This is a genomic window from Streptomyces sp. Ru71 (assembly GCF_002920535.1).
GTDB lineage: Bacteria > Actinomycetota > Actinomycetes > Streptomycetales > Streptomycetaceae > Streptomyces.
Genome location: NZ_PQSS01000024.1, coordinates 1 through 20,811, shown reverse-complemented (window position 1 = coordinate 20,811; position 20,811 = coordinate 1). Strand labels below are relative to the sequence as shown.

Genomic DNA, 20,811 nt, shown 5'->3' with positions numbered 1-20,811 from the left:
CGAGCCGGCACACGCGAAGGCGGCGGCCCCGTGGGAGGGGGCCGCCGCCTTGACGTGTGTCAGCTGTGCGGGCGCGGGTCAGCTGAAGGAGTCACCGCAGGCGCAGGAGCCGGTCGCGTTCGGGTTGTCGATCGTGAAGCCCTGCTTCTCGATGGTGTCGACGAAGTCGATCGTGGCGCCGCCGAGGTACGGAGCGCTCATCCGGTCGGTGACGACCTTGACCCCGCCGAAGTCCTTGACGACGTCGCCGTCGAGGGACCGCTCGTCGAAGAAGAGCTGGTAGCGCAGGCCGGAGCAGCCGCCGGGCTGGACGGCGACACGCAGCGCGAGGTCGTCGCGGCCTTCCTGGTCGAGCAGGGCCTTGACCTTGGCCGCGGCGGCGTCGGTCAGGATGATGCCGTCGGTGACGGTGGTGGTCTCGTCCGATACGGACATCTACATCTCTCCCGGGTTGTACGGAGACTGCTTGCCGACGAGTGCAACCGGCAGGGCCTCGGATTCATTCCGGGGCATGCCCGTGTCTTTCTCCTTGGCTGTTTCTCATGCTCGCACACACGCCGGTGAGCGCACAGCGGCCCGTGGCGCGAGGGGACGTGTGGGCACCGGGATTCACGTCACATCGACATGATGGCCATCGTCAAACTGACGTGAACCGGTTATGATAGATAGCGTCAGTTCGACGAAAAGAAGAAAGGGTGCGTGTCGTGACCACCGCCCAGACCCCGGAGCTCGACGTGCAGCCGACTCCGCTCGCCCTGCTGCTGCTCGGCCGCGAGGCCGACCCGAAGAGCGAGCGGGGCGTCGAGTGCCCCGGAGACCTGCCGTCGCCCTCCGACCCCGACCTGGTCGAGCGCGCCCGCGCCGCCAAGGCCCGGCTCGGCGACAAGGTCTTCGTGCTCGGCCACCACTACCAGCGCGACGAGGTCATCCAGTTCGCGGATGTCACGGGCGACTCCTTCAAGCTGGCCCGCGACGCGGCCGCCCGGCCCGAGGCCGAGTACATCGTCTTCTGCGGTGTGCACTTCATGGCGGAGTCCGCGGACATCCTGACCTCCGACGACCAGAAGGTCGTCCTGCCCGACCTCGCCGCCGGCTGCTCGATGGCCGACATGGCGACCGCCGAGCAGGTGGCGGAGTGCTGGGACGTGCTGACCGAGGCCGGCATCGCCGAGCAGGTGGTCCCGGTGTCGTACATGAACTCCTCCGCGGACATCAAGGCGTTCACCGGCAAGCACGGCGGCACGATCTGCACCTCGTCCAACGCCAAGCGTGCCCTGGACTGGGCCTTCGAGCAGGGCGAGAAGGTCCTGTTCCTGCCCGACCAGCACCTGGGCCGCAACACCGCCGTCCGCGACATGGGCATGTCCCTGGACGACTGCGTGGTCTACAACCCGCACAAGCCGAACGGCGGCCTGACCGCCGACGAGCTGCGCGCCGCCAAGATGATCCTGTGGCGGGGCCACTGCTCGGTGCACGGCCGCTTCAGCCTGGACTCGGTCAACGACGTGCGCGAGCGCATCCCCGGCGTGAACGTGCTGGTCCACCCCGAGTGCAAGCACGAGGTCGTGGCCGCGGCGGACTACGTCGGCTCGACCGAGTACATCATCAAGGCCCTGGAGGCCGCCCCGGCCGGCTCCAAGTGGGCCATCGGCACGGAGCTGAACCTGGTCCGCCGCCTGGCGAACCGTTTCGCTCCCGAGGGCAAGGAGATCGTCTTCCTCGACAAGACGGTCTGCTTCTGCTCCACGATGAACCGCATCGACCTGCCCCACCTGGTGTGGGCGCTGGAGTCGCTCGCCGACGGCAAGCTCGTCAACCGCATCGAGGTCGACAAGGAGACCGAGGCGTTCGCGAAGCTGGCGCTGGAGCGGATGCTGGCGCTGCCGTAGCGGGGCCCGCCGGTCCGGGTCACCTCGCCGCTCAGGTGCGGTCGGGGTGACCCGGGTCGAGCGAGAACAGGGTGCCGTCGGGGGTGGAGACCACCAGGGCGCCCTGGTCGAACATCACCTGGGCCGGGATGCCGGTGTCGGTCACCGGGCGGTCGGCGTGCGACGCGGACTGCCACAGCAGCCGTCCGCCGCGCGCGTCCAGGGCGGCCACCTGACCGCTGACGGCGGCCAGGTAGACCGTGCGGCCCCGCGGGTCGGTCACCGCCTCGCCCGGCTGCACCAGCGTCGTCGCGGTCTGCCACAGCCGCTTGCCGGTCAGCGGCGACACGGCGGTGACCCGGCCGTTCGAGGCCGCGCAGTACAGCGTGGAGCGGGCGAGCGACACGGCCCCGCGGCACTCGGGCCCCAGCTTCGCCGTCTGCCGGACGCCGGTGGCGGGATCGATCAGCTCGACGCTCCGGTACGTGGACTCCGAGCCGTCCTCGCCCATGTCGCCCATCTCCAGATACGCCAGCCGCGCACCGACCATGCCCGTGAACCGGCCGGCGGGCGCCGGGGCGATCCGGCGCATACGGCCGTCGGCCGGTGCCACGGCGTACAGGTCGCCGTCCTCACCCGTCGCACTGTCCTCCCGGACGCACTCCGCGTACGGCCGGCCCCCGGCGTCGTAGAAGATGCAGGTCCGGCCCGTGGGCAGCGGCGCCGTCCAGCGCAGCGAGCCGTCGCGGGGCGCCCGCGCGGTCAGCGCCCGGCCGGTGGCGTCCGGGGCCAGCAGCAGCCCGGCGGAGACGGTCTCCTCGGAGAGCTGGTCGCTCAGCGGCCGCGACCACAGCTTGCGGCCGCCCGCGGCGTCGACCGCGACCACGCCGGCCTTGAAGTTCTCGCCGTGCTGGTCCGCGACGTTCTGCTCCACCAGCAGCACGCCGTCCACCAGACCGAGCGCGGTCGGCGAGTAGCCGTCCCGCTTCGTCCCCGGCGGTGCCACGGCGGCCCGCCAGTCGGTACGGCCCGTGCGCGCGTCCACCCGCAGCGGCAGGGCGCCCTCGCTCACGCAGTAGACGGCTCCCCCGCTCACCCGGCAGGGGCCGGAGCCGTCCCCCGTGGAGACGCTGATGCTGCTGCTGGTGCCGGCCGCCTCCGGGTCGAGCGCGGGCAGCGCGGCCTGCAGCACCGTGGTCTTCCAGGGCCGCCAGCCCTCGGGCAGCCCGTCCCGGCTCGCCGCCGCGGTGGCCTCGGCGCCGGCCTGCGCCGTGCCGTCCGGGCGGCCCAGCAGCAGATACGCCGTGAGCGCGAGGCCCAGCGCACAGGCCGTGCCGGTCACCGCCAGCAGCCGGCGGGAGCGGAACCGGCGCTTCGGACGCGGCGGCTCCTGGTCGAGCGGGGCCGGCTCGGCGGGCGGCTCAAGGCTGCCGAGGATCACCGTGAGCGGGTCCTCCGCCGCCTCCTCGGGCAGCGCGGCGACGAAGTCGCGGGCCAGCTCGTCGAGGCCGGGGCGGGCGGCCGGGTCCTTGGCCAGGCAGCGGGCGAGCACGTCCCGCAGCGGCTCCGGTACGGCCGCCAGCTCCGGCTCCTCGTGCATCACCCGGTACGCCGTCAGATACGGGCTGTCGGCGTCGAACGGCCCCCGCCCGCACACCGCGAACACCAGCAGCGCGCCGAGCGAGAACACGTCCGACTGCGGGCCCACCGAGCGGGAGTCCGTGAGCTGCTCCGGGGACATGAAGGGCGGGGTGCCCATCAGGTGCCCGGTCTCGGTGAGGGTCTGGTTGCCCGCCGCCCGGGAGATGCCGAAGTCGATGACCCGGGGCCCGTCGTCGGCCATCAGGACGTTGCCGGGCTTGAGATCGCGGTGCACCACACCCGCCCGGTGGATGTCGCGCAGCGCCTCCACCAGGCCCAGCGCCAGGCTCCGCAACTCCGGCCCGGACAGGGCTCCCTGACTGCGGATCAGCCGGGCCAGCGAGGGCCCCGGCACGTACTGGGTCGCCATCCACGGCCGCGCGGCCTCCGCGTCGGCGTCCACCACCGGCGCGGTGAACGCGCCGCTCACCTTGCGGACGGCCGCGATCTCCTGGCGGAATCGGGCCCGGAAGACGCCGTCCGCCGCGTACTGGTCGTGCACCACCTTCACGGCGACCTCGCGGCCCGACCGCGACCGGCCGCGGTAGACGACGCCCATGCCCCCCGCCCCGAGCCGGTCGACGATCCTGTACCCGCCGACCGACCTGGGGTCGTCCTTGCGCAGCGGCACCGCTCCCCCACTCCCCTTCCCCCGTAGAGCAGTTCAGGGTCACAGGATAGGCAGGGGTGCCGCGGCGGCCGTCCGGGGTCAGACCCCGGCGGGTTGCGGCGTCCGCCGCGCCTTCGCCTCCCGCTTGGCCGCGCGCTTCTTCGCCCGGCGTTCCTTGCGCAGCTCCAGCATCGCGTAGAGCGTCGGGACGAGGAGCAGGGTCAGCAGGGTGGAGGTGACCAGGCCGCCGATGACGACCACGGCGAGCGGCTGGGCGATGAAGCCGCCCTCGCCGGTGATGCCGAGGGCCATCGGGAGCAGGGCGAAGATCGTCGCCAGGGCCGTCATCAGGATGGGGCGCAGACGGTGGCGGCCACCCTCGATCACGGCTTCGACCACGCCGTGTCCCTGCCGGCGGTACTGGTTGATCAGGTCGATCAGGACGATCGCGTTCGTCACCACGATGCCGATGAGCATCAGCATGCCGATCATCGCCGGGACGCCCATCGGGGTGCCGGTGGCGAGCAGCAGGCCGATCGCGCCCGTGGCCGCGAACGGGACGGACACCAGCAGGATCAGCGGCTGGGCCAGCGAGCGGAAGGTCGCCACCAGCAGCATGAACACGATCGCGATCGCGGCGAGCATGGCCAGGCCGAGGTTCTTGAACGCGTCGTCCTGGTCCTGCGTGACACCGCCGATCTCGGCCGTCGCGCCCGCCGGGAGCTTCAGCGCCTTGATCTTGGACTGGAGGTCCGCGCTGACCGCGCCGGTGTTGTCGGCGGTGGGCTTGGCGGTGATGGTCGCGGCCCGCTGACCGTCGATCCGGGTCATCGACACGGGGCCGTCGACCAGCTTCACGTCGGCGATGTCACCGAGCTTCACCGGGCCGAGGCGCAGGTCGCGCAGCTCGTCGAGGGTCCGGGCCGGCTTGGCGGACGTGATGACGACGTCGCGCTCGGTGTCGTCCAGGACCGCCTTGGCGGCCGTGGTGCCGCGCACGGCCTGGGCGACCGCCGCGCCGAGCGTCTGGTCGTCGAAGCCGGCCGCGGCCGCCTTGGCGTTCGCCTTCACCGAGATGCGCGGCACGCTCTGGGAGAGGTCGCTGGTGACGTCGGTGACGTCGTCCAGCGAGGCCACGCTCGTGCGGACCTGCTCGGCCGCGGTGCGCAGCACGTCACCGTCGGCGGCCTTCACGACCACGCTCAGGTCCTGGCTGCCGAAGCCGTCACCGGCGGAGACGGTGGTGGTGCCGACGCCGTCGAGCTTCTTCAGGCCGGCCTCGATGCGGTCCTGGACGTCGTCGTAGCTCGCGGAGTCCTCCAGCATGACCTGGTAGGAGGCCTGGTTGGTGTCGGTGCCGCCGCCGAAGGCCGCCATGAAGCCGGAGGAGCCGACGGTGACCTGGTAGTCCTTGACGCCCTCGGTGGAGGCGAGCAGCCGTTCGACCTTCTTCGCCTGCGCGTCGGTCGCGGCCAGGCTGGTGCCCGGCGCGAGCTTCTGCTTGACGGTGAGGACCTTCTGGTCGCCCTGGTCGAAGAAGTTCGTCTTCAGCAGCGGCGCCATGGCGAAGGTGGCGATCAGCACCGCCACCGCGATGGCCACGCTGGTCAGCCGGCGGCGGGTGGCGAAGCGCAGCACCGGGACGTAGAAGCGCTGCAGGCGGCTGTTGGCCTCCTTCTCCTCGGCCTTGCGGCGGGCCTCCTCGGCGTCGTGGGGGGTGCCCTTGGGGGCGCGCAGGAACCAGTACGACAGCACGGGGACGACCGTCAGCGAGACGACGAGCGAGGCCAGCAGGGCCGCGGTCACGGTGAGGCTGAACGAGCCGAAGAGGGCGCCCACCATGCCGCCGACCAGGCCGATCGGCAGGAACACGGCGACCGTGGTGAGCGTGGAGGAGGTGACCGCGCCGGCGACCTCGCGCACCGCGTTCAGGATCGCGGCCTGGCGCTCCTCGCCGTAGCCGAGGTGGCGCTTGATGTTCTCCAGGACCACGATCGAGTCGTCGACGACCCGGCCGATGGCGATGGTCAGCGCGCCGAGGGTGAGCATGTTCAGGGACAGGTCCCGCGTCCACAGCACGATCAGGGCGAGGACGACCGACAGCGGGATGCTGACCGCGGTCACCAGTGTCGAGCGGATCGAGGCGAGGAAGACCAGGATCACCAGGACCGCGAAGAGCAGGCCGAGCGCGCCCTCGGTGGTCAGGCCGGAGATGGACTTGGACACCGCCGGGCCCTGGTCGCTGACGACGGTGATCGTCGCGTCCTCGCCGAGGTCCTCGCGCAGCTCGGGCAGCTTGTCCTCGACCGCGTTCGAGATGGCCACCGCGCTGCCGTCGTGGTCCATCGTGATCATCACGGCGAGGCTGGGCCTGCCGTCGGTGCGGGTGATGGAGTCGGCCGGGGCCTCCTGCCGGCGCACGGTGGCGACGTCGCCGAGGCGGACCGGCTTGTGGCCGTCCCGGGCGGGGATGGTGAGGTTCCGGATCTGCTCGATGCCGGTGAAGCCGCCGCCGACCTGGACGGTGCGGTTGTGGCCGCCCTCGTCGAAGGCGCCGGCCGGCAGGGTGGCGCCGCCCGCCTGGAGGGCCTGGGCGAGGGACTGCGTGGTCAGACCGGCCGCGGCCAGCTCGGCGTCGTCGGGGGTGACGGCGACCTGGAGGTCGCGCACGCCGCTGACGGTGACCTGGCCGACGCCGTCGATGTCCTTCAGGTTCGGGACGACGGACGCATCGAGCTGGTCGGCGAGGGCCTGCTGGTCCTTGCCCGAGGTGACGGCGAGGACGACGGTCGGCATGTCGTCGGTGGAGCCGGCGACGACCTGCGGGTCGACGTCGTCCGGGAGCTGGACGCGGGCCCGGTTCACGGCCTGCTGGACGTCGGCGACGATGCGCTTGGTGTCGTTGCCGTAGTCGAAGGACGCCATGATCACGGCGTTGCCCTCGCTCGCCTTGGAGGTGACGCCGGTGATGCCGTCGACGGCGTCGAGGCGGGCCTCGATCGGCTCGACGACCTGCTTCTCCACGACGTCGGGCGAGGCGCCCTGGTAGGGGGCGATGACGGAGACCATCGGCAGTTCGATGGTGGGCAGCAGCTGCTGTTTGAGCTGCGGGACGGCGATCGCGCCGAAGACGAGCGCGACGATCGATATCAGGCCGATCAGGGCACGCTGCGCGAGGCTGAATCGGGACAGCCAGGACATGGGCTTCAGGGTCTTTCTTCGGTGAGCGGCAGAAGTGCGGTCCTCTCACCCTGTGCCATGCGCGGGTGCCGTTCCGTAAGCCGCAGGTCCCGTTCCTTATCCGGGGCATACTCCGGGCGCAGTACGGCCGGGTGGAGTTCACTCCACCCTTGGACGTACCAGCCCGGACTCGTAGGCGATCACCACGAGCTGGGCGCGATCGCGGGCGCCCAGTTTGGCCATGGCGCGGTTGACGTGCGTCTTCACGGTCAGCGGGCTGACCTCCAGGCGCTCGGCGATCTCGTCGTTGGAGTGGCCGCCGGCCACCTGCACCAGCACCTCGCGCTCGCGGACGGTGAGCGCGGCGAGGCGGTCGGCGTCCACGGAGTCCCGGTCGCCGTCGTGCGGGTCGCCCTGGGCGAGGAAGCGGGCGATCAGGCCCTTGGTGGCGGCCGGGGACAGCAGGGCCTCGCCGTCGGCGGCCAGACGGATGGCGTTCAGCAGCTCCTCCGGCTCCGAGCCCTTGCCGAGGAACCCGGAGGCGCCGGCCCGCAGCGCCTGCACGACGTAGTCGTCGACCTCGAAGGTCGTCAGGATCACCACGCGGACGCCGGCCAGGTCGGGGTCGGCGCTGATCATGCGGGTGGCGGCGAGCCCGTCGGTGCCGGGCATGCGGATGTCCATCAGGACGACGTCGGCGCGCTCGTCCTTCGCCAGCCGCACCGCCTGCGCGCCGTCGGACGCCTCCCCGACGACCTCCATGTCCGGTTCGGAGTCGACCAGCACCCGGAAGGCGCTGCGGAGCAGCGCCTGGTCGTCGGCGAGCAGGACGCGGATGGTCATGCGGTCTCCCCCGGAACACTGGTACGGCTCTCGACCGGCAGGATCGCATGCACCCTGAAGCCGCCCCCGTAGCGGGGACCGGTCGTCAGCGTGCCGCCCAGGGCCGTGACGCGCTCCCGCATGCCCAGCAGGCCGTGGCCGCCGCCGGACGCGGGCGCGGCGGTGTCCGCGCCGGGGCCGTCGTCCAGCACCGTGATCTCGATGCGGGGGCCCACCCGGACCACGCTCACCTCGGCCTTCGCTCCGGACCCGGCGTGCTTCTGGACGTTCGTCAGCGCCTCCTGGATGACCCGGTAGGCGGCGAGCCCCACCGCGGCCGGCAGTGTGGTGCCCTGGTCGGTGCGGGCGAGCAGCACGTGCAGGCCGGCGTTGCGGAACGTGGCGGCGAGTTCGTCGAGGCGGTCCAGGCCCGGCGCCGGCTCGGTGGGCGCCGCGGGGTCGCCGGACTGGCGCAGCAGGCCGACCGTGGCGCGCAGTTCGTCCAGGGCGCTGCGGCTGGCCGCGCGGACGTGGGCGAGGGCCTCCTTGGCCTGGTCCGGGCGCTTGTCCATGACGTGCGCCGCCACACCCGCCTGCACATTGACCAGGGCGATGTGGTGGGCGACGACGTCGTGCAGATCGCGGGCGATGCGCAGCCGTTCCTCGGCGACGCGGCGGCGGGCCTCCTCCTCACGGGTGCGCTCCGCCCGCTCGGCGCGCTCGCGGATGGCGTGCACGAAGGCGCGGCGGCTGCGCACGGCGTCGCCCGCGGCCGCGGCCATGCCGGTCCAGGCGAAGATGCCCACGTTCTCCTGCGCGTACCAGGGCAGCGGGCCGGCCAGCATCGCCGCGCCGGTCAGCACGGTCATCGTCAGCAGACCGACCCGCCAGGTGGTGGGGCGGTCGGTCGTCGAGGCCACGGTGTACAGGGCGATCACGGCGGACATCGCCACGGGGGCGCGCGGGTCGCCGGTGACGCACTCGACGACGGAGACGGTGCCGGTGACGAGCAGCACCCGCATCGGGGCGCGGCGGCGCAGCACGAGCGCTGCGGCGCCGATCGCCATGAGGAGCAGGCTGAGCGGGTCGGGGCTGCGCACGCCCCAGGTGACGCCGTTCTCACCGTGCGGGTCCACGAAGGACCCGGCGACCATGCAGACCAGCACCCCGGCGGCGAGCGCCGCGTCGAACGCGGCGGGGTGCGCCTTGAGCCGGCATCGGGCGCGGACGAGGGTACGGGGGGTGCTCACGCCTGATTACGGTACGGCGTCGGGGGGCTGGGTGGGACGGGGTGCCGTCCGGCGGGAGCGGTATGACGACAGCGCTCGGTACCGCGGTGGCCCGGGGGTGGGACGCGCGGCCCGGCGCTGACGGGTTGCCGCCCGCGCCCACCCGTGCCGCCCCAGCGGCACGACTGCCCGCGGCTGGGGGGACGGCTGCCCGCGGCTTGGGGGAGGCACGACTGCCCGCGGCTTGGGGGAACGGCTGCTCGCGGCTCGGGCCGGTGACCGGGCTCAGCCCGGGATGAGGCCGTCGTCGCTGAGGAGTTCTCGGACCTCTTCCAGTGTTGCCTCGGGGGCGGGCAGGATCAGGTCCGACGGCTCCAGGGAGTCGTCGGGCAGCGGGGTGCCCAGTTCGCGCACCTTGGTCAGCAGGGCCGTCAGGGTGCGGCGGAAGCCGGGCCCGTCGCCGTTCTCCATCTCGGCCAGGAGCTCGTCGTCCAGCTTGTTGAGTTCGGTGAGGTGGCTGTCCGCCAGCCTCACCTGCCCCTCACCCATGATCCGTACGATCATGTCGGCCATCTCGCCCTCCGGCTCTCGGCGCTCGCGGCGGCAGTCGGCTACTGCTTGTCGAAGCGCGGGGTGTCCTGCGGCTGCTGCTGGGGCTGCGCCTGGCCGTTGCCGCCCTCGATCGCCTGGCGGTCCGTGGGGCCGCCGGCCAGCTCGGCCTTCATGCGCTGCAGTTCCAGCTCTACATCCGTACCACCGGAGAGCCGGTCCAGCTCGGCCTGGAGGTCGTCCTTGTGCATGCCGGAGGGGTCGTCCAGGGCACCGGAGGCGAGCAGCTCGTCCAGCGCCCCGGCCCGGGCCTGCAGCTGCGCGGTCTTGTCCTCGGCGCGCTGGATGGCCAGGCCGACGTCGCCCATCTCCTCGGAGATGCCGGAGAACGCCTCACCGATCCGGGTCTGGGCCTGGGCGGCGGTGTAGGTCGCCTTGATCGTCTCCTTCTTGGTGCGGAAGGCGTCGACCTTGGCCTGCAGCCGCTGGGCCGCCAGGGTGAGCTTCTCCTCCTCGCCCTGGAGCGTGGCGTGCTGCGTTTCGAGGTCCGTCACCTGCTGCTGGAGCGCGGCCTTGCGGGACAGCGCCTCGCGGGCGAGGTCCTCGCGGCCCAGCGCGAGCGCCTTGCGGCCCTGGTCCTCCAGCTTGGCGGACTGCTGCTGCAGCTGGTTGAGCTGGAGCTCCAGCCGCTTGCGCGAGGTGGCCACGTCGGCGACGCCGCGGCGGACCTTCTGCAGCAGCTCCAGCTGCTTCTGGTACGAGTAGTCGAGGGTCTCGCGCGGGTCCTCGGCCCGGTCAAGGGCCTTGTTCGCCTTCGCGCGGAAGATCATCCCCATACGCTTCATGACACCGCTCATGGGCTTCGCGCGCCCCCTTCTGACGGACTCCGGCTCCAGCTCTGCGACAAGACCCACAGTACGGGCCCTGCCTCCATTGACGCACTGTTCGGGGACGGATGCGCTCCTCCCCAAGGACGACTGCGTACGGCTCCGCTCCGGCGAGAGGAGGAGGGGAGACCCCGCACCGCGCGCCCCACGGTGCCCCTTCTGTCCTTCTACAGACGACTGGTGTTGCCGGATCGTTCCCCACCGGACTGGGGTCCATGCCGGTCATGCCCTTACCCTTGGATTTTGTGTTCCGTAGCCGTGCCAAGGAAGAGAAGGCCCCCGTCGCCGACCAGGCGCCGGTGAACCTCTCCAAGCAGCCCCGCGACCCGCAGGCCCCCAAGGGCAGGCCCACTCCCAAGCGGAGTGAGGCCCAGTCCCAGCGCCGCAGCGTCGCCACCACCCCGACCTCGCGCAAGGAGGCCGCCAAGCGGCAGCGCGAGGAGCGCCGCGTCGCGCTGGAGCGCCAGCGCCAGGCGCTGGCCAGCGGCGACGAGCGCTATCTGCCGCCCCGGGACAAGGGCCCGGTGCGCCGCTTCGCGCGTGACTTCATCGACTCCCGCTTCAACATCGCGGAGTTCTTCCTCCCGATGGCCGTGGTCATCCTCGTGCTGAGCATGGTCCGGGTGGGTGCCCTGCAGAGCATCGCGCTGCTGCTGTGGCTGGTGGTGATCGTGCTCATCGTGCTCGACTCGATCGTCACGGGCTTCCGGCTGAAGAAGCGGCTCGCCGAGCGCTTCCCCGACGACAACAAGCGCGGCGCGGTCGCCTACGCCCTGATGCGCTCCCTGCAGATGCGCCGGCTCCGGCTGCCCAAGCCGCAGGTCAAGCGCGGAGAGCGGCCCTGAGCACGACGCCTTTCACCGAGGGCGCGGCCGAGGCCCGGCCGAGCGAGCCGGAGGGGCTGCTCGACGTCGTCCGCCTGGAGCTGGTGGCGCGGCAGCTGGACGAGCAGATAGCCGGACGGTTCCCCATCGGGCAGCGGCTGCGGGTGCTCGACGTGGGGATGGGCCGGGGCACGCAGGCGCTGCGGCTGGCCCGGGCCGGGCACAAGGTGACCGGTCTGGAGCAGGACCGTGTGCTGATCGCGGCGGCCCGGCAGGCGCTCGACGGTGAGCCGGAGGGCATCCGGGAGCGGATGCGGATCATCGAGGGCGACGGCCGGGACACCGGGGTGCACTTCCTGCCGGGCAGCTTCGACGTGGTGCTGTGCCACGGCGTGCTGATGCACGTCGAAGAGCCCGATCCGCTGCTGGCGGGGCTGGCCCGGATGCTCGCGCCGGGCGGGCTGCTGTCGCTGCTGGTGCGCAACGGCGACGCGCCGGCGATGCGGCCCGGTCTGTGCGGCGACTGGGCGGGCGCGCTGGCCGCGTTCGACACGACCGCCCACCTCCCGCATGCCCGGACGGACTCGGACGGGGGCGGCCCGGTCCGGGTCGGCACGGAGCCGCGCGCCGACCGGCTGGCGCAGCTGACGGCGACCCTGGCCGGGATCGGCGCCCCCCTGCAGAGCTGGTACGGGGTGCGGGTCTTCTGCGACACGGCGCTGGAGTGCGCCGAGCCGCCCGCCGACCTCGGGATGCTGCTGGCGGTGGAGGAGCGGGCCGGCCGCACGGACCCCTACCGGGGCGTCGCGGCCCTGCTGCACCTGTGCGGGGTGCGGGGCTGAGGCCCTACCCGTTCGGGTGAGCAGCGCGGGCCGGGCCGTCACCCGGGCGTGAGACTCGGCCCATGGACGCTTCCCGTGCCGCTGCCGCCCGTCTCCGGTCCGTCGTCGCCGTCTGCGCCTGCGGCGCCGTCCTGCTCTCCGGCTGCTCCGCCGCCGCGTCCTCGGGTGAGCGTCAGGCGGCCACGGCCCAGGCCGCGCAGCCCGCGGCTCCCGCCCGGGCGGGAGCCGACCTGGAGGCCGACTACCTGCGGGTGATCAAGGACGTGCTGCCGTCGGTGGTGCAGATCCAGGCGAGCAACGACCTCGGCTCGGGTGTGGTGTACGACGGCAGGGGACACATCGTCACCAACGCGCACGTGGTCGGCGACGAGAAGACGTTCCAGGTCACGACGGCCAACAGCCAGGAGCCGCTGAGCGCGAGCCTGGTGTCCTCGTACCCCGAGCAGGACCTCGCCGTCATCAAGCTGGACAAGGTGCCGGCCGGGCTGAGGGCCGCGACGTTCGGCGACTCGGCGAAGGTCGAGGTCGGCCAGATCGTGCTCGCGATGGGGTCGCCGCTGGGGCTGTCGTCCAGCGTGACGCAGGGCATCGTCTCGGCGACCGGACGGACCGTCACCGAGGGCCGCTCGGGCGGCGGTACGGGCGCCACCATCGGCAACATGGTGCAGACGTCGGCGGACATCAACCCGGGCAACAGCGGGGGCGCGCTGGTGAATCTGGACGGGCAGGTCATCGGCATCCCGACGCTGGCCGCCACCGACCCGCAGCTGGGCGGCAGTTCGGCGCCCGGCATCGGCTTCGCGATCCCCGCGTCCATGGTGAAGACGATCGCCGGCCAGATCGTCAGGAGCGGCAAGGTGACCGACTCGGGCCGGGCGGCCCTGGGCATCACCGCCCGCACGTTCGTCGACGACAGTTTCCAGCCCGCCGGGGCCGTGGTGGTCGACGTCAAGAGCGGCGGCGCGGCCGACAAGGCCGGCCTCGAACCCGGGGACGTCATCACCAAGCTGGGCGACACCCCCATCACCACCGTCACCTCGCTGTCCGAGGCGCTGGCCGCGGACCGGCCGGGTCAGCGGACGACGGTGACGTTCGCGCGGGGCGGCGGCTCCAGGACGGTGGGCGTGACCCTGGGCGAGCAGTGAGGGGGCGGCTCCCGGCCGGCGGTGACCGCCCCCGGCCCGGCTACGACTCGTCGGCGTGCAGGTTCATCGGGCCGTAGATCTCCGTGGCGTCCTCGAACAGCCGCACCTGGTCCGCGCCGCCCTCCAGCAGCGCCTTCCAGTTCTCCCCGATCCAGGACTCGGCGTCCCCCTGGGTGGTGAACTCCTCGGGCTGCACCGCGGGCTGGACCTCCGTCCCGTCGGCCTTCTCGAACCGCCACGTCCATGCCGCCATGTACGCCTCCCGGGTGTGAGTTGCTGCTCCAGCGGACACCGGATCATGGTCCGGCTCCTGCCCGCAGCGTATTCGCTCCGCTGGGTGAGCCGCCAAGAGGCCTTCAGGTGATCGGTCGAAGTGCGGCTTGTCGTGGGCGGGTCGCTCCCCCGGGTTCTCGGCTTCGCTCGAACAGGGGGGACCTCCACCGCGGCGGAGCCGCCATTCGACACAGCCCCGCGTCCCTGGGGGTCTCCGTCACGCAAGACAGGTGGCGACCTGGGAAAATCGGTGCGTGGACGTGACTCTGCTCGGCACCGGTGCCCCCGCGGGACTGCCCCGCCCCGACTGTCCCTGCGCGGTCTGCGCGACCTCGCTGGGCGAGCACGCGCGGGCGGCGACCGCGGCGCTGGTCGACGGGACGCTGCTGCTCGACCTGACGCCGGGCGCGGCGTTCGCGGCGGCCCGGGCCGGGCATTCGCTGGCCGGGGTGCGGCAGGTGCTGCTGTCGCATCCGCACGACGGGCCGCCGGTGGAGGTGCCGGCCGGGCTGCCGCAGCCGGGGCGCGTGCCGGACGGCCGTGAGCTGGCGCTGCTGACGGGCCATCGGGTGCGGGCGATGGCGATGGACACCCCGGGCACGGGGTACGCGGTGACCGGGCCGGACGGGCAGCGGCTGCTGTACCTGCCGCCGGGCTGTGCGCCGGCCGGGCTGGAGGCGGGCTCGGCGGAGGCGGCGCCGTACGACATGGTGCTGGCGGACGTGGTGGGGCGGCCGGACGCGCTGGCGCGGCTGCGCGCGGTGGGGGCGGTGGGGCCGACCACGGACGTCGTCGCCGTCCATCTCGACCACGATGTGCCGCAGGGCGGTGAGCTGCGGCGGCGGCTCGCGGCGGCGGGTGCGCGGGCGGTGCCGGACGGGGCGACGCTGGCGGTCGGGGCGTACGAGGACGTGCCCGAGTACCGCGGCGCACGCTGGTGCTGGGCGGGGCCCGGTCGGGCAAGTCGGTGGAGGCCGAGCGGCGGTTGGAGGCCTTCCCGGACGTGCTGTACGTGGCGACGGGCGGCGTACGGGACGGCGACCCGGACTGGGCTGCGCGGGTGGCCCTGCACCGGGAGCGGCGGCCGGGGTCGTGGCGGACGGTGGAGACGGTCGACCTGGTGCCGCTGCTGGCTCAGGAGGGTGAGCCGGTGCTGATCGACTGTCTGTCGCTGTGGCTGGCCGACGCGATGGACTCCGTCGGGGCGTGGGACGACGAGACGTGGGCGGGCGGGGGCGCGCGGGCCCTGCGGGAGCGGGTGGCGGCGCTGGCGGAGGCGGTGCGGGCGGCCCGGCGGACGGTCGTGCTGGTGTCCAACGAGGTGGGCTCCGGGGTGGTACCGGCGACGGCGTCGGGGCGGCGCTACCGGGACGAGCTGGGCCGGCTGAACGCGGCGGTCGCCGGCGAGTGCGAGCAGGTGCTGCTGGTGGTGGCGGGGCAGGCGCTGGTGCTGCGGGGGTGAGCCCGGTCAGTTCTTCCTGGCGACGATCCGCTGCAGGGGCCACCAGCCGTTGGGTCTCCTCGTCAGGAGCGTGCAGCCCCGGTCCTGCAGTTCCGTGTGGACGTCGGCGGCGCTGAACGGGCTGTTCCCGGTGTGCAGCCGCAGGACCAGGTGGCCGCCGGGGCGCAGTGCCCGCAGGGCCGCCGTCAGTTCGGAGCGGGGGTCCGGGCTGTGCTCCAGGTGGTGGAGCAGGGTCACGACGTCGTAGCGGTCGGTGAGGCCGGTGTCGGTGAGGTGGCCGACGTGGGCCTCCTCGACGCGTTCCGCCGCCCTCGCCCACAGCACCCGGGGGGTGGGGTCGACGCCGTCGAAGGACGTGTAGGGGAAGAACGCGCGGGCCGCGTCCGGGAACGCGGCGTCGCCGGTCCCGGCGTCCAGCCAGCTCTCCGGCTCCTCCAGCAGGCGTGACATCCGGCGGGCCAGGGCCCGCATACGGCGCCGGCCCGCCAGCAGCGCCGAGCCGCACCACGGGCAGTCCGCGCGGGGCGCGGGCGGCTGCAGCGGCGTGGGCGGAAGGGTCGGCATGGGCGGAACGGTCGGCATGGCGGCTCCCGAACGACAATCCGTGCAAAGCGGAACGTACGGGACGGTGATCCGGGGTGCAACGACGCCGTGCCCGTGCGGTCATGGCGTGGCGCGGAGCTGTTCGAGGGGTGCCGGTACTGTTCGGCGAATGAGCTCGCTTAATCTCGACGACTTCACCGATCTCATCGAGCGCCCCGACGGCGGGGTGCGCCGCGACGCGGAGGCCCGCCGCGAGCGTCAGATCGTGCCGCCCGGAGCGCTGGGACGCCTGGACGAGCTGGGTGAGTGGCTGGCCGCGGCGCAGGGCGCCGTGCCGGTGCGGCCGGTCGAACACCCGAAGGCGGTGCTGTTCGCCGGCGACCACGGGATCGCGGAACTGGGCGTGTCGGCACGCCCGGCGGGCAGCGCCACCGAGCTGGTGCGGGACGTGCTGGAGGGGGCCCGGCCGGTGTCGGTGCTGGCCCGGCGGCTCGGCGTCCCGGTGCGGGTGGTGGACATGGCGCTGGACTGCGACCCGGACACGCTGCCCGCGGACGTCGTACGGCACCGGGTGCGGCGCGGCAGCGGCCGGATCGACGTCGAGGACGCGCTCACCCTGCGGGAGGCGGAGGCCGCCTTCCACGCCGGTGTCGCGGTGGCCGATGAGGAGGCCGACTCCGGCACGGATCTCGTCGTGCTCGGTGACATCAGCGTCGGCGGGACCACCGCGGCCGGGGTGCTGGTGGCGGCGCTGTGCGGGACCGACGCGTCCGTGGTGACCGGCCGGGGCGGGGTGGCCATCGACGACCTGGCGTGGATGCGCAAGTGCGCGGCCATCCGGGACGCGCTGCGCCGGGCCCGGCCGGTGCTGGGCGACCAGTTGCAGCTGCTGGCCACGGTGGGCGGCGCCGACCTCACCGCGATGACGGGCTTCCTGCTGCAGTGCGCGGTGCGCAAGATGCCGGTGATCCTGGACGGCGTGGTGGGCGCGGCCTGCGCGCTGGTCGCCCAGCGGATCGCGTTCCGGGCGCCGGACTGGTGGCTGGCGGGGCACACCGGCGGGGAGCCGGGGCAGGCCAAGGCGCTGGACCGGATGGCGCTGGAGCCGCTGCTGGACCAGGGCGTGCGGGTCGGCGAGGGCGTCGGCGGGCTGCTGGCGCTGCCGCTGGTGCAGGCCGCGGCCGCGCTGGCGGCGGAGCTGCCGGAGCGGGACGACAAGGTCGACGAGGGCGCCGCGGCGGACGAGCTCGTCGAGGAGTAGCGACCACCCCGGGCGGGGGCAAATGGGGCGGTTCATCGCAACCGCGGCCATATGATCCCCCGTCATGGGAGAGAGCCGCATCTCACACCGGTCCGCCGCCTTCGCCGTCTGGTATCTGCGCGCCGTCGCCTTCGTCAACTTCCTGAGCGCGGTGTGGGTCTCCCTCGGACAGGACGTGCGGCGGCACAACCAGGAGAACCTCTTCACCCCCTATCTGCTGACGGCCGGGTTCGCGTCGGGTGTCTTCACCGCGTTCCTGGCCGTCACCATGCGGCGGCGCAAACGGGCCGCCTGGATCCTGAACCTGGTGCTCAGCGGGGCGTTCCTCGCGCTGTTCGCGCTGGTCATGGTGGTCCCGGAGATCCGTCGCTCCGCGCAGAACTGGGTGTCCCTGGCCCTGACCGCGGCCTTCGTCGGGGCGCTGCTGGCCGGCCGGCGGGAGTTCTACGCCAAGGGCGACCGGTCCAACCCGAAGCTCGCCGCCGCGGTCGCCGCCGGCGGCACGGTGGCCGCCTCGCTGCTGGCCGCGCTGCTGGTGACGGTCACCAACCAGGCGGCGGACGCCGGTCGTTCGACGTTCGCCTCGCGCTGGTGGTACGGCACGCTGCGGCTGGTCTCGGTCGCCGCGGACGACTCCCGCTTCCCCGGTCTGTCCACGCCGACCTGGGTCGACGTGACGGTCAACGTCATGAGTACGGCGCTGGTGCTCGCCGTCCTGTACGCGGCCTTCCGCTCCCGGCGGGCCGTCGACCCGCTCACCGCCGACGACGAGAAGCGGCTGCGGGAGCTGCTGGAGCGGCACGGGGAGCGGGACTCGCTCGGCTACTTCGCGCTGCGCCGGGAGAAGAGCGTGCTGTGGTCGCCGACCGGGAAGGCGGCCGTCGCCTACCGGGTGGTCGGCGGGGTGGCGCTGGCCTCCGGTGATCCGCTGGGCGACCCGGAGGCCTGGCCGGGGGCGATCGAGCCGTGGCTGGCGCAGGCCCGGGCGCACGGCTGGATCCCGGCGGTGATGGGGGCGAGCGAGGAGGCCGGGACCGTGTACGCCCGGCACGGCCTGGACGCGCTGGAGCTCGGTGACGAGGCGGTGGTGGAGGTCGCCGAGTTCACGCTGGAGGGCCGGGCCATGCGGACGGTGCGGCAGGCCTGCAACCGGGTGCGGCGGGCCGGATACACCGTGCGCATCCGGCGGCACGAGGACATCCCCGCGGACGAGATGACCTACCTCGTGCGGCGGGCCGACGACTGGCGGACGGGGCCACCGAGCGGGGGTTCAGCATGGCGCTGGGCCGGCTCGGGGACGGCGACGACGGCCGGTGCGTGATGCTGGAGTGCCATGACGCCGCAGGGCGGCTGCGGGCGCTGCTGTCGTTCGTGCCGTGGGGCCCGCACGGACTCTCCCTGGACCTGATGCGCCGGGACCGCGACTCCGACAACGGGCTGATGGAGTTCATGGTCATCGAGCTGCTGCGGCGGGCCCGCGAGATCGGCGTCACGCAGGTCTCGCTCAACTTCGCGATGTTCCGCTCGGTCTTCGAACGTGGCGCACGCCTCGGCGCCGGGCCGGTGCTGAGGCTGTGGCGGTCGCTGCTCAGCTTCTTCTCACGGTGGTGGCAGATCGAGTCGCTCTACCGCGCCAACGCCAAGTACCGGCCCATCTGGGAGCCCCGCTTCCTGCTCTTCGAGAAGAGCGCGGACCTGCCCCGCATCGGCATCGCCGCCGCGCGGGCGGAGGGGTTCCTGGAAGCGCCGGGGCTGCCGAAGTGGCTGCACCGTTCGCAGTTGGAGAGCCGCAGATGACGCATGGGGAGACCCGTAGATGAAGACCCTCGCCCGCTGGGCCCGCGCCGAATGGGGACTGCTGTACGTCACCGTGCGCGAGCCGCTGCTCAAGCGGCGCTGGCGGGCGGTTCCGATGACGCTGACCGCGGTGTGCCTGACGGGTGTGCTCCAGTTCGTGCAGAACCAGCCCTGGGGCTTCGGCTTCGTGCAGGACGTCGGCGCCGTGCGCGCCGAGGACCCCCTCTGGCTGGCCCTGCTGCGCACCCCCCTGTCCCTGTACGTGCCCGCGCTCGACCTTCCCGTATGGGGTGCGCTGGCCCAGATCCTGCTCGTCTTCGGCATCGCCGAGCTGTGCCTGGGCCGGTGGCGGACCCTGGTCATCGCCTACGCCGCGACGCTCGCCGGCACCCTCTACGCCCGCCTCGGCATCGCGCTCGGCCCGCACGCCCCGCTCGGGCTGCCCGCCTCCGACGCCCAGGTCGTCGACACCGGCCCGTCCGCGGCCGTGGTGTGCCTCGCCGTGTACGTGGCCTGGCGCTACGGGGCCTACGTCACGGCCGGCGCGGTGACCGTGTCGATGATCGCCGAGGTGCTGGTGAAGGAGAACCTGGCCGGCAAGGAGCACCTGGCCGCGCTCGCCGGGGTCGTGGTGGTGTGCGCGGTGGCGCAGGCCCGGCGCCGTCACCGGCGTTCGACGGCCCGGGTCGGCTCGGGGTCCGGTTTGCCGCCGAGCCAGTCCTGCAGGGCACGGCGGGGCCGGGACCAGCGGCGGTCGTGGCGGTAGGCACGCAGCCCGGCCTTGGCGCGGGCGCGGGGGCGGCGACGGTAGAAGCGCTTGGCCCACAGCGAGCCGGGCCGGGCCAGGCGTACGGCGCCGACCAGCGCGATGAAGGGGATGATCACCCCGAAGACGGCCATGCGGGCCTTGCCTTTGGTGAGGGCGATCAGGGAGAAGAGGAAGTTCACCGCGACGGTCAGGATGACCTGGCCCCGGTCCTGCAGCTCCTCCTGGCTGAGGTCGTTGACGCCGAAGGGGGAGAAGCCGATCAGGAGCAGCCCGACCAGCGCGGCGGTGAACACGACGAGTTCGACGCTCTTGCGGCCCGCCTCGCTCCAGTAGACGTCGTCCAGGTGCAGGATCAGCGCGAACTCGTCCAGGACGAGCCCGGCGCCCATGCCGAAGAGGACCGCGCACAGGTAGGCGCCGAAGCCGTGCCGCCCGCTCGCCACCGCGCCGAAGCCGCCGGCGACGGTGAGCACCACCCCGGGGACGACGTGGTGGACGTGCACCCCGCCGGCCTTGACGTTGCCGAAGGGGCCCTTGCCGGCCCGGATCAGCCGGGTGATGAGACGGGTGATCAGGAAGGTCAGCACGAAGGCGGTGAGGGCGAGCAGCAGGGGGAGCTTGCCCGGCTCCACGATGTTGCGCATCCACCAATGCCCCATATCCGCACTTTAGTCGCGCTCGTTCCCGGCCGCCGTCCGTGCGCGGGCGGCCCCCGGGTAGCCTGCGCCGGTGCCCACCACCCCCTCCCCCCTCGACGGCCTGCGGTTCGCCTTCGGCACCCTGACCGTCCTGCCGGTCACCGTCACCCGCTGGGACCGCGGGGCCGCACGCGGCGGCATGCTGGCCGCGCCGCTCGCCGGTCTGGTCGTCGGCGCCCTGGCCGCCGGCTGCGCGCTCGCGCTGCTCGCCCTGGGCGCCGGCCCGCTGCTCGCCTGCGTCGCCGCGGCGGCCGTGCCCGCCGTACTCACCCGGGGGCTGCACCTGGACGGGCTCGCGGACACCGCGGACGGCCTGGGCAGCGGCAAGCCCGCCGAGGACGCGCTGCGGATCATGAAGCAGTCGGACATCGGGCCGTTCGGCGTACTGACGCTGGTGTTCGTGCTGCTCGC

17 protein-coding genes and 2 pseudogenes are annotated in these 20,811 nt (G+C 73.2%); 9 read left to right on the top strand and 10 right to left on the bottom strand.

All coding sequences use genetic code 11. The features are described 5' to 3' along the window. Window positions 1-78: 78 nt before the first annotated feature. Window positions 79-435 carry an iron-sulfur cluster assembly accessory protein gene (locus C3489_RS16735; protein ID WP_014672245.1) on the bottom strand — a complete coding sequence of 119 codons (357 nt, stop codon included), beginning with the start codon at window positions 433-435 and terminating at the stop codon, window positions 79-81. A 269-nt stretch (window positions 436-704) separates the two neighbouring features. Between C3489_RS16735 and nadA the strand changes: the two genes are divergently transcribed. Further along, window positions 705-1,889: a quinolinate synthase NadA gene (gene nadA, locus C3489_RS16730; RefSeq protein ID WP_103782697.1), complete on the top strand. Its 1,185-nt coding sequence runs from the start codon at window positions 705-707 to the stop codon at window positions 1,887-1,889. A 31-nt stretch (window positions 1,890-1,920) separates the two neighbouring features. On the opposite strand, the gene C3489_RS16725 is transcribed toward nadA, so the two are convergent. The 6 genes from C3489_RS16725 to C3489_RS16700 all read right to left on the bottom strand — a co-directional run bounded on the left by C3489_RS16725 (window position 1,921) and on the right by C3489_RS16700 (window position 10,756). Further along, window positions 1,921-4,140 (bottom strand): protein kinase, encoded by a 2,220-nt coding sequence (locus C3489_RS16725; protein WP_103782629.1) that lies wholly within the window; start codon window positions 4,138-4,140, stop codon window positions 1,921-1,923. 78 nt (window positions 4,141-4,218) lie between these two features. Continuing rightward, a complete protein-coding gene (locus C3489_RS16720) occupies window positions 4,219-7,320 on the bottom strand; it encodes an efflux RND transporter permease subunit (protein WP_103782628.1) in 3,102 nt (1,033 codons plus the stop codon). Window positions 7,321-7,458: 138 nt separating this feature from the next. Then, the gene (locus C3489_RS16715; RefSeq protein WP_103782627.1) at window positions 7,459-8,142 is read right to left on the bottom strand and encodes a response regulator transcription factor; all 684 of its coding nucleotides are present in this window, start codon (window positions 8,140-8,142) and stop codon (window positions 7,459-7,461) included. Next, complete coding sequence (locus C3489_RS16710; RefSeq protein WP_103782626.1) at window positions 8,139-9,371, bottom strand: sensor histidine kinase; 1,233 nt, start codon at window positions 9,369-9,371, stop codon at window positions 8,139-8,141. The genes C3489_RS16715 and C3489_RS16710 overlap by 4 nt, the downstream gene beginning before the upstream one ends. Before the next feature lie 264 nt (window positions 9,372-9,635). After that, window positions 9,636-9,914: a hypothetical protein gene (locus C3489_RS16705; protein WP_103782696.1), complete on the bottom strand. Its 279-nt coding sequence runs from the start codon at window positions 9,912-9,914 to the stop codon at window positions 9,636-9,638. A gap of 47 nt (window positions 9,915-9,961) precedes the next feature. Beyond that, window positions 9,962-10,756 carry a PspA/IM30 family protein gene (locus tag C3489_RS16700; RefSeq protein WP_103782625.1) on the bottom strand — a complete coding sequence of 265 codons (795 nt, stop codon included), beginning with the start codon at window positions 10,754-10,756 and terminating at the stop codon, window positions 9,962-9,964. A 245-nt stretch (window positions 10,757-11,001) separates the two neighbouring features. Here C3489_RS16700 and C3489_RS16695 point away from each other — a divergent pair, with 245 nt between their 5' ends. The 3 genes from C3489_RS16695 (at window position 11,002) to C3489_RS16685 (ending at window position 13,597) form a co-directional block, all read left to right on the top strand. After that, complete coding sequence (locus tag C3489_RS16695; RefSeq protein WP_181139702.1) at window positions 11,002-11,631, top strand: DUF3043 domain-containing protein; 630 nt, start codon at window positions 11,002-11,004, stop codon at window positions 11,629-11,631. An 83-nt stretch (window positions 11,632-11,714) separates the two neighbouring features. Further along, the gene (locus C3489_RS16690; protein WP_103782623.1) at window positions 11,715-12,452 is read left to right on the top strand and encodes a bifunctional 2-polyprenyl-6-hydroxyphenol methylase/3-demethylubiquinol 3-O-methyltransferase UbiG; all 738 of its coding nucleotides are present in this window, start codon (window positions 11,715-11,717) and stop codon (window positions 12,450-12,452) included. 62 nt (window positions 12,453-12,514) lie between these two features. Continuing rightward, window positions 12,515-13,597: a S1C family serine protease gene (locus C3489_RS16685; RefSeq protein ID WP_103782622.1), complete on the top strand. Its 1,083-nt coding sequence runs from the start codon at window positions 12,515-12,517 to the stop codon at window positions 13,595-13,597. Window positions 13,598-13,637: 40 nt separating this feature from the next. Here C3489_RS16685 and C3489_RS16680 read toward each other — a convergent pair whose 3' ends face one another. Next, window positions 13,638-13,850 carry a hypothetical protein gene (locus C3489_RS16680; RefSeq protein WP_103782621.1) on the bottom strand — a complete coding sequence of 71 codons (213 nt, stop codon included), beginning with the start codon at window positions 13,848-13,850 and terminating at the stop codon, window positions 13,638-13,640. Window positions 13,851-14,124: 274 nt separating this feature from the next. Between C3489_RS16680 and C3489_RS16675 the strand changes: the two are divergent. Continuing rightward, window positions 14,125-15,332 (top strand): annotated as a pseudogene (locus C3489_RS16675) (bifunctional adenosylcobinamide kinase/adenosylcobinamide-phosphate guanylyltransferase). A gap of 6 nt (window positions 15,333-15,338) precedes the next feature. On the opposite strand, the gene C3489_RS16670 reads toward C3489_RS16675, so the two are convergent. After that, entirely contained in the window at window positions 15,339-15,896 is a 558-nt protein-coding gene (locus C3489_RS16670; RefSeq protein WP_258054719.1) for a class I SAM-dependent methyltransferase, read from the bottom strand. A 148-nt stretch (window positions 15,897-16,044) separates the two neighbouring features. Between C3489_RS16670 and cobT the strand changes: the two genes are divergently transcribed. The 3 genes and pseudogenes from cobT (at window position 16,045) to C3489_RS38695 (ending at window position 19,699) form a co-directional block, all read left to right on the top strand. Continuing rightward, window positions 16,045-17,136 carry a nicotinate-nucleotide--dimethylbenzimidazole phosphoribosyltransferase gene (gene cobT / locus C3489_RS16665; protein WP_103782619.1) on the top strand — a complete coding sequence of 364 codons (1,092 nt, stop codon included), beginning with the start codon at window positions 16,045-16,047 and terminating at the stop codon, window positions 17,134-17,136. Between the two features lie 64 nt (window positions 17,137-17,200). Next, window positions 17,201-18,933 (top strand): annotated as a pseudogene (locus C3489_RS16660) (phosphatidylglycerol lysyltransferase domain-containing protein). A 19-nt stretch (window positions 18,934-18,952) separates the two neighbouring features. Continuing rightward, a complete protein-coding gene (locus tag C3489_RS38695; protein WP_181139701.1) occupies window positions 18,953-19,699 on the top strand; it encodes a hypothetical protein in 747 nt (248 codons plus the stop codon). Here the strand turns inward: C3489_RS38695 and C3489_RS16650 are convergent. Then, on the bottom strand, window positions 19,597-20,361 hold the full coding sequence (locus tag C3489_RS16650; RefSeq protein ID WP_103782618.1) for a hypothetical protein: 765 nt from the start codon (window positions 20,359-20,361) through the stop codon (window positions 19,597-19,599). The genes C3489_RS38695 and C3489_RS16650 overlap by 103 nt on opposite strands. Before the next feature lie 70 nt (window positions 20,362-20,431). Here C3489_RS16650 and C3489_RS16645 point away from each other — a divergent pair. Then, window positions 20,432-20,811: adenosylcobinamide-GDP ribazoletransferase (locus C3489_RS16645; RefSeq protein WP_146075326.1), on the top strand; the 380-nt coding region annotated here is incomplete at its 3' end.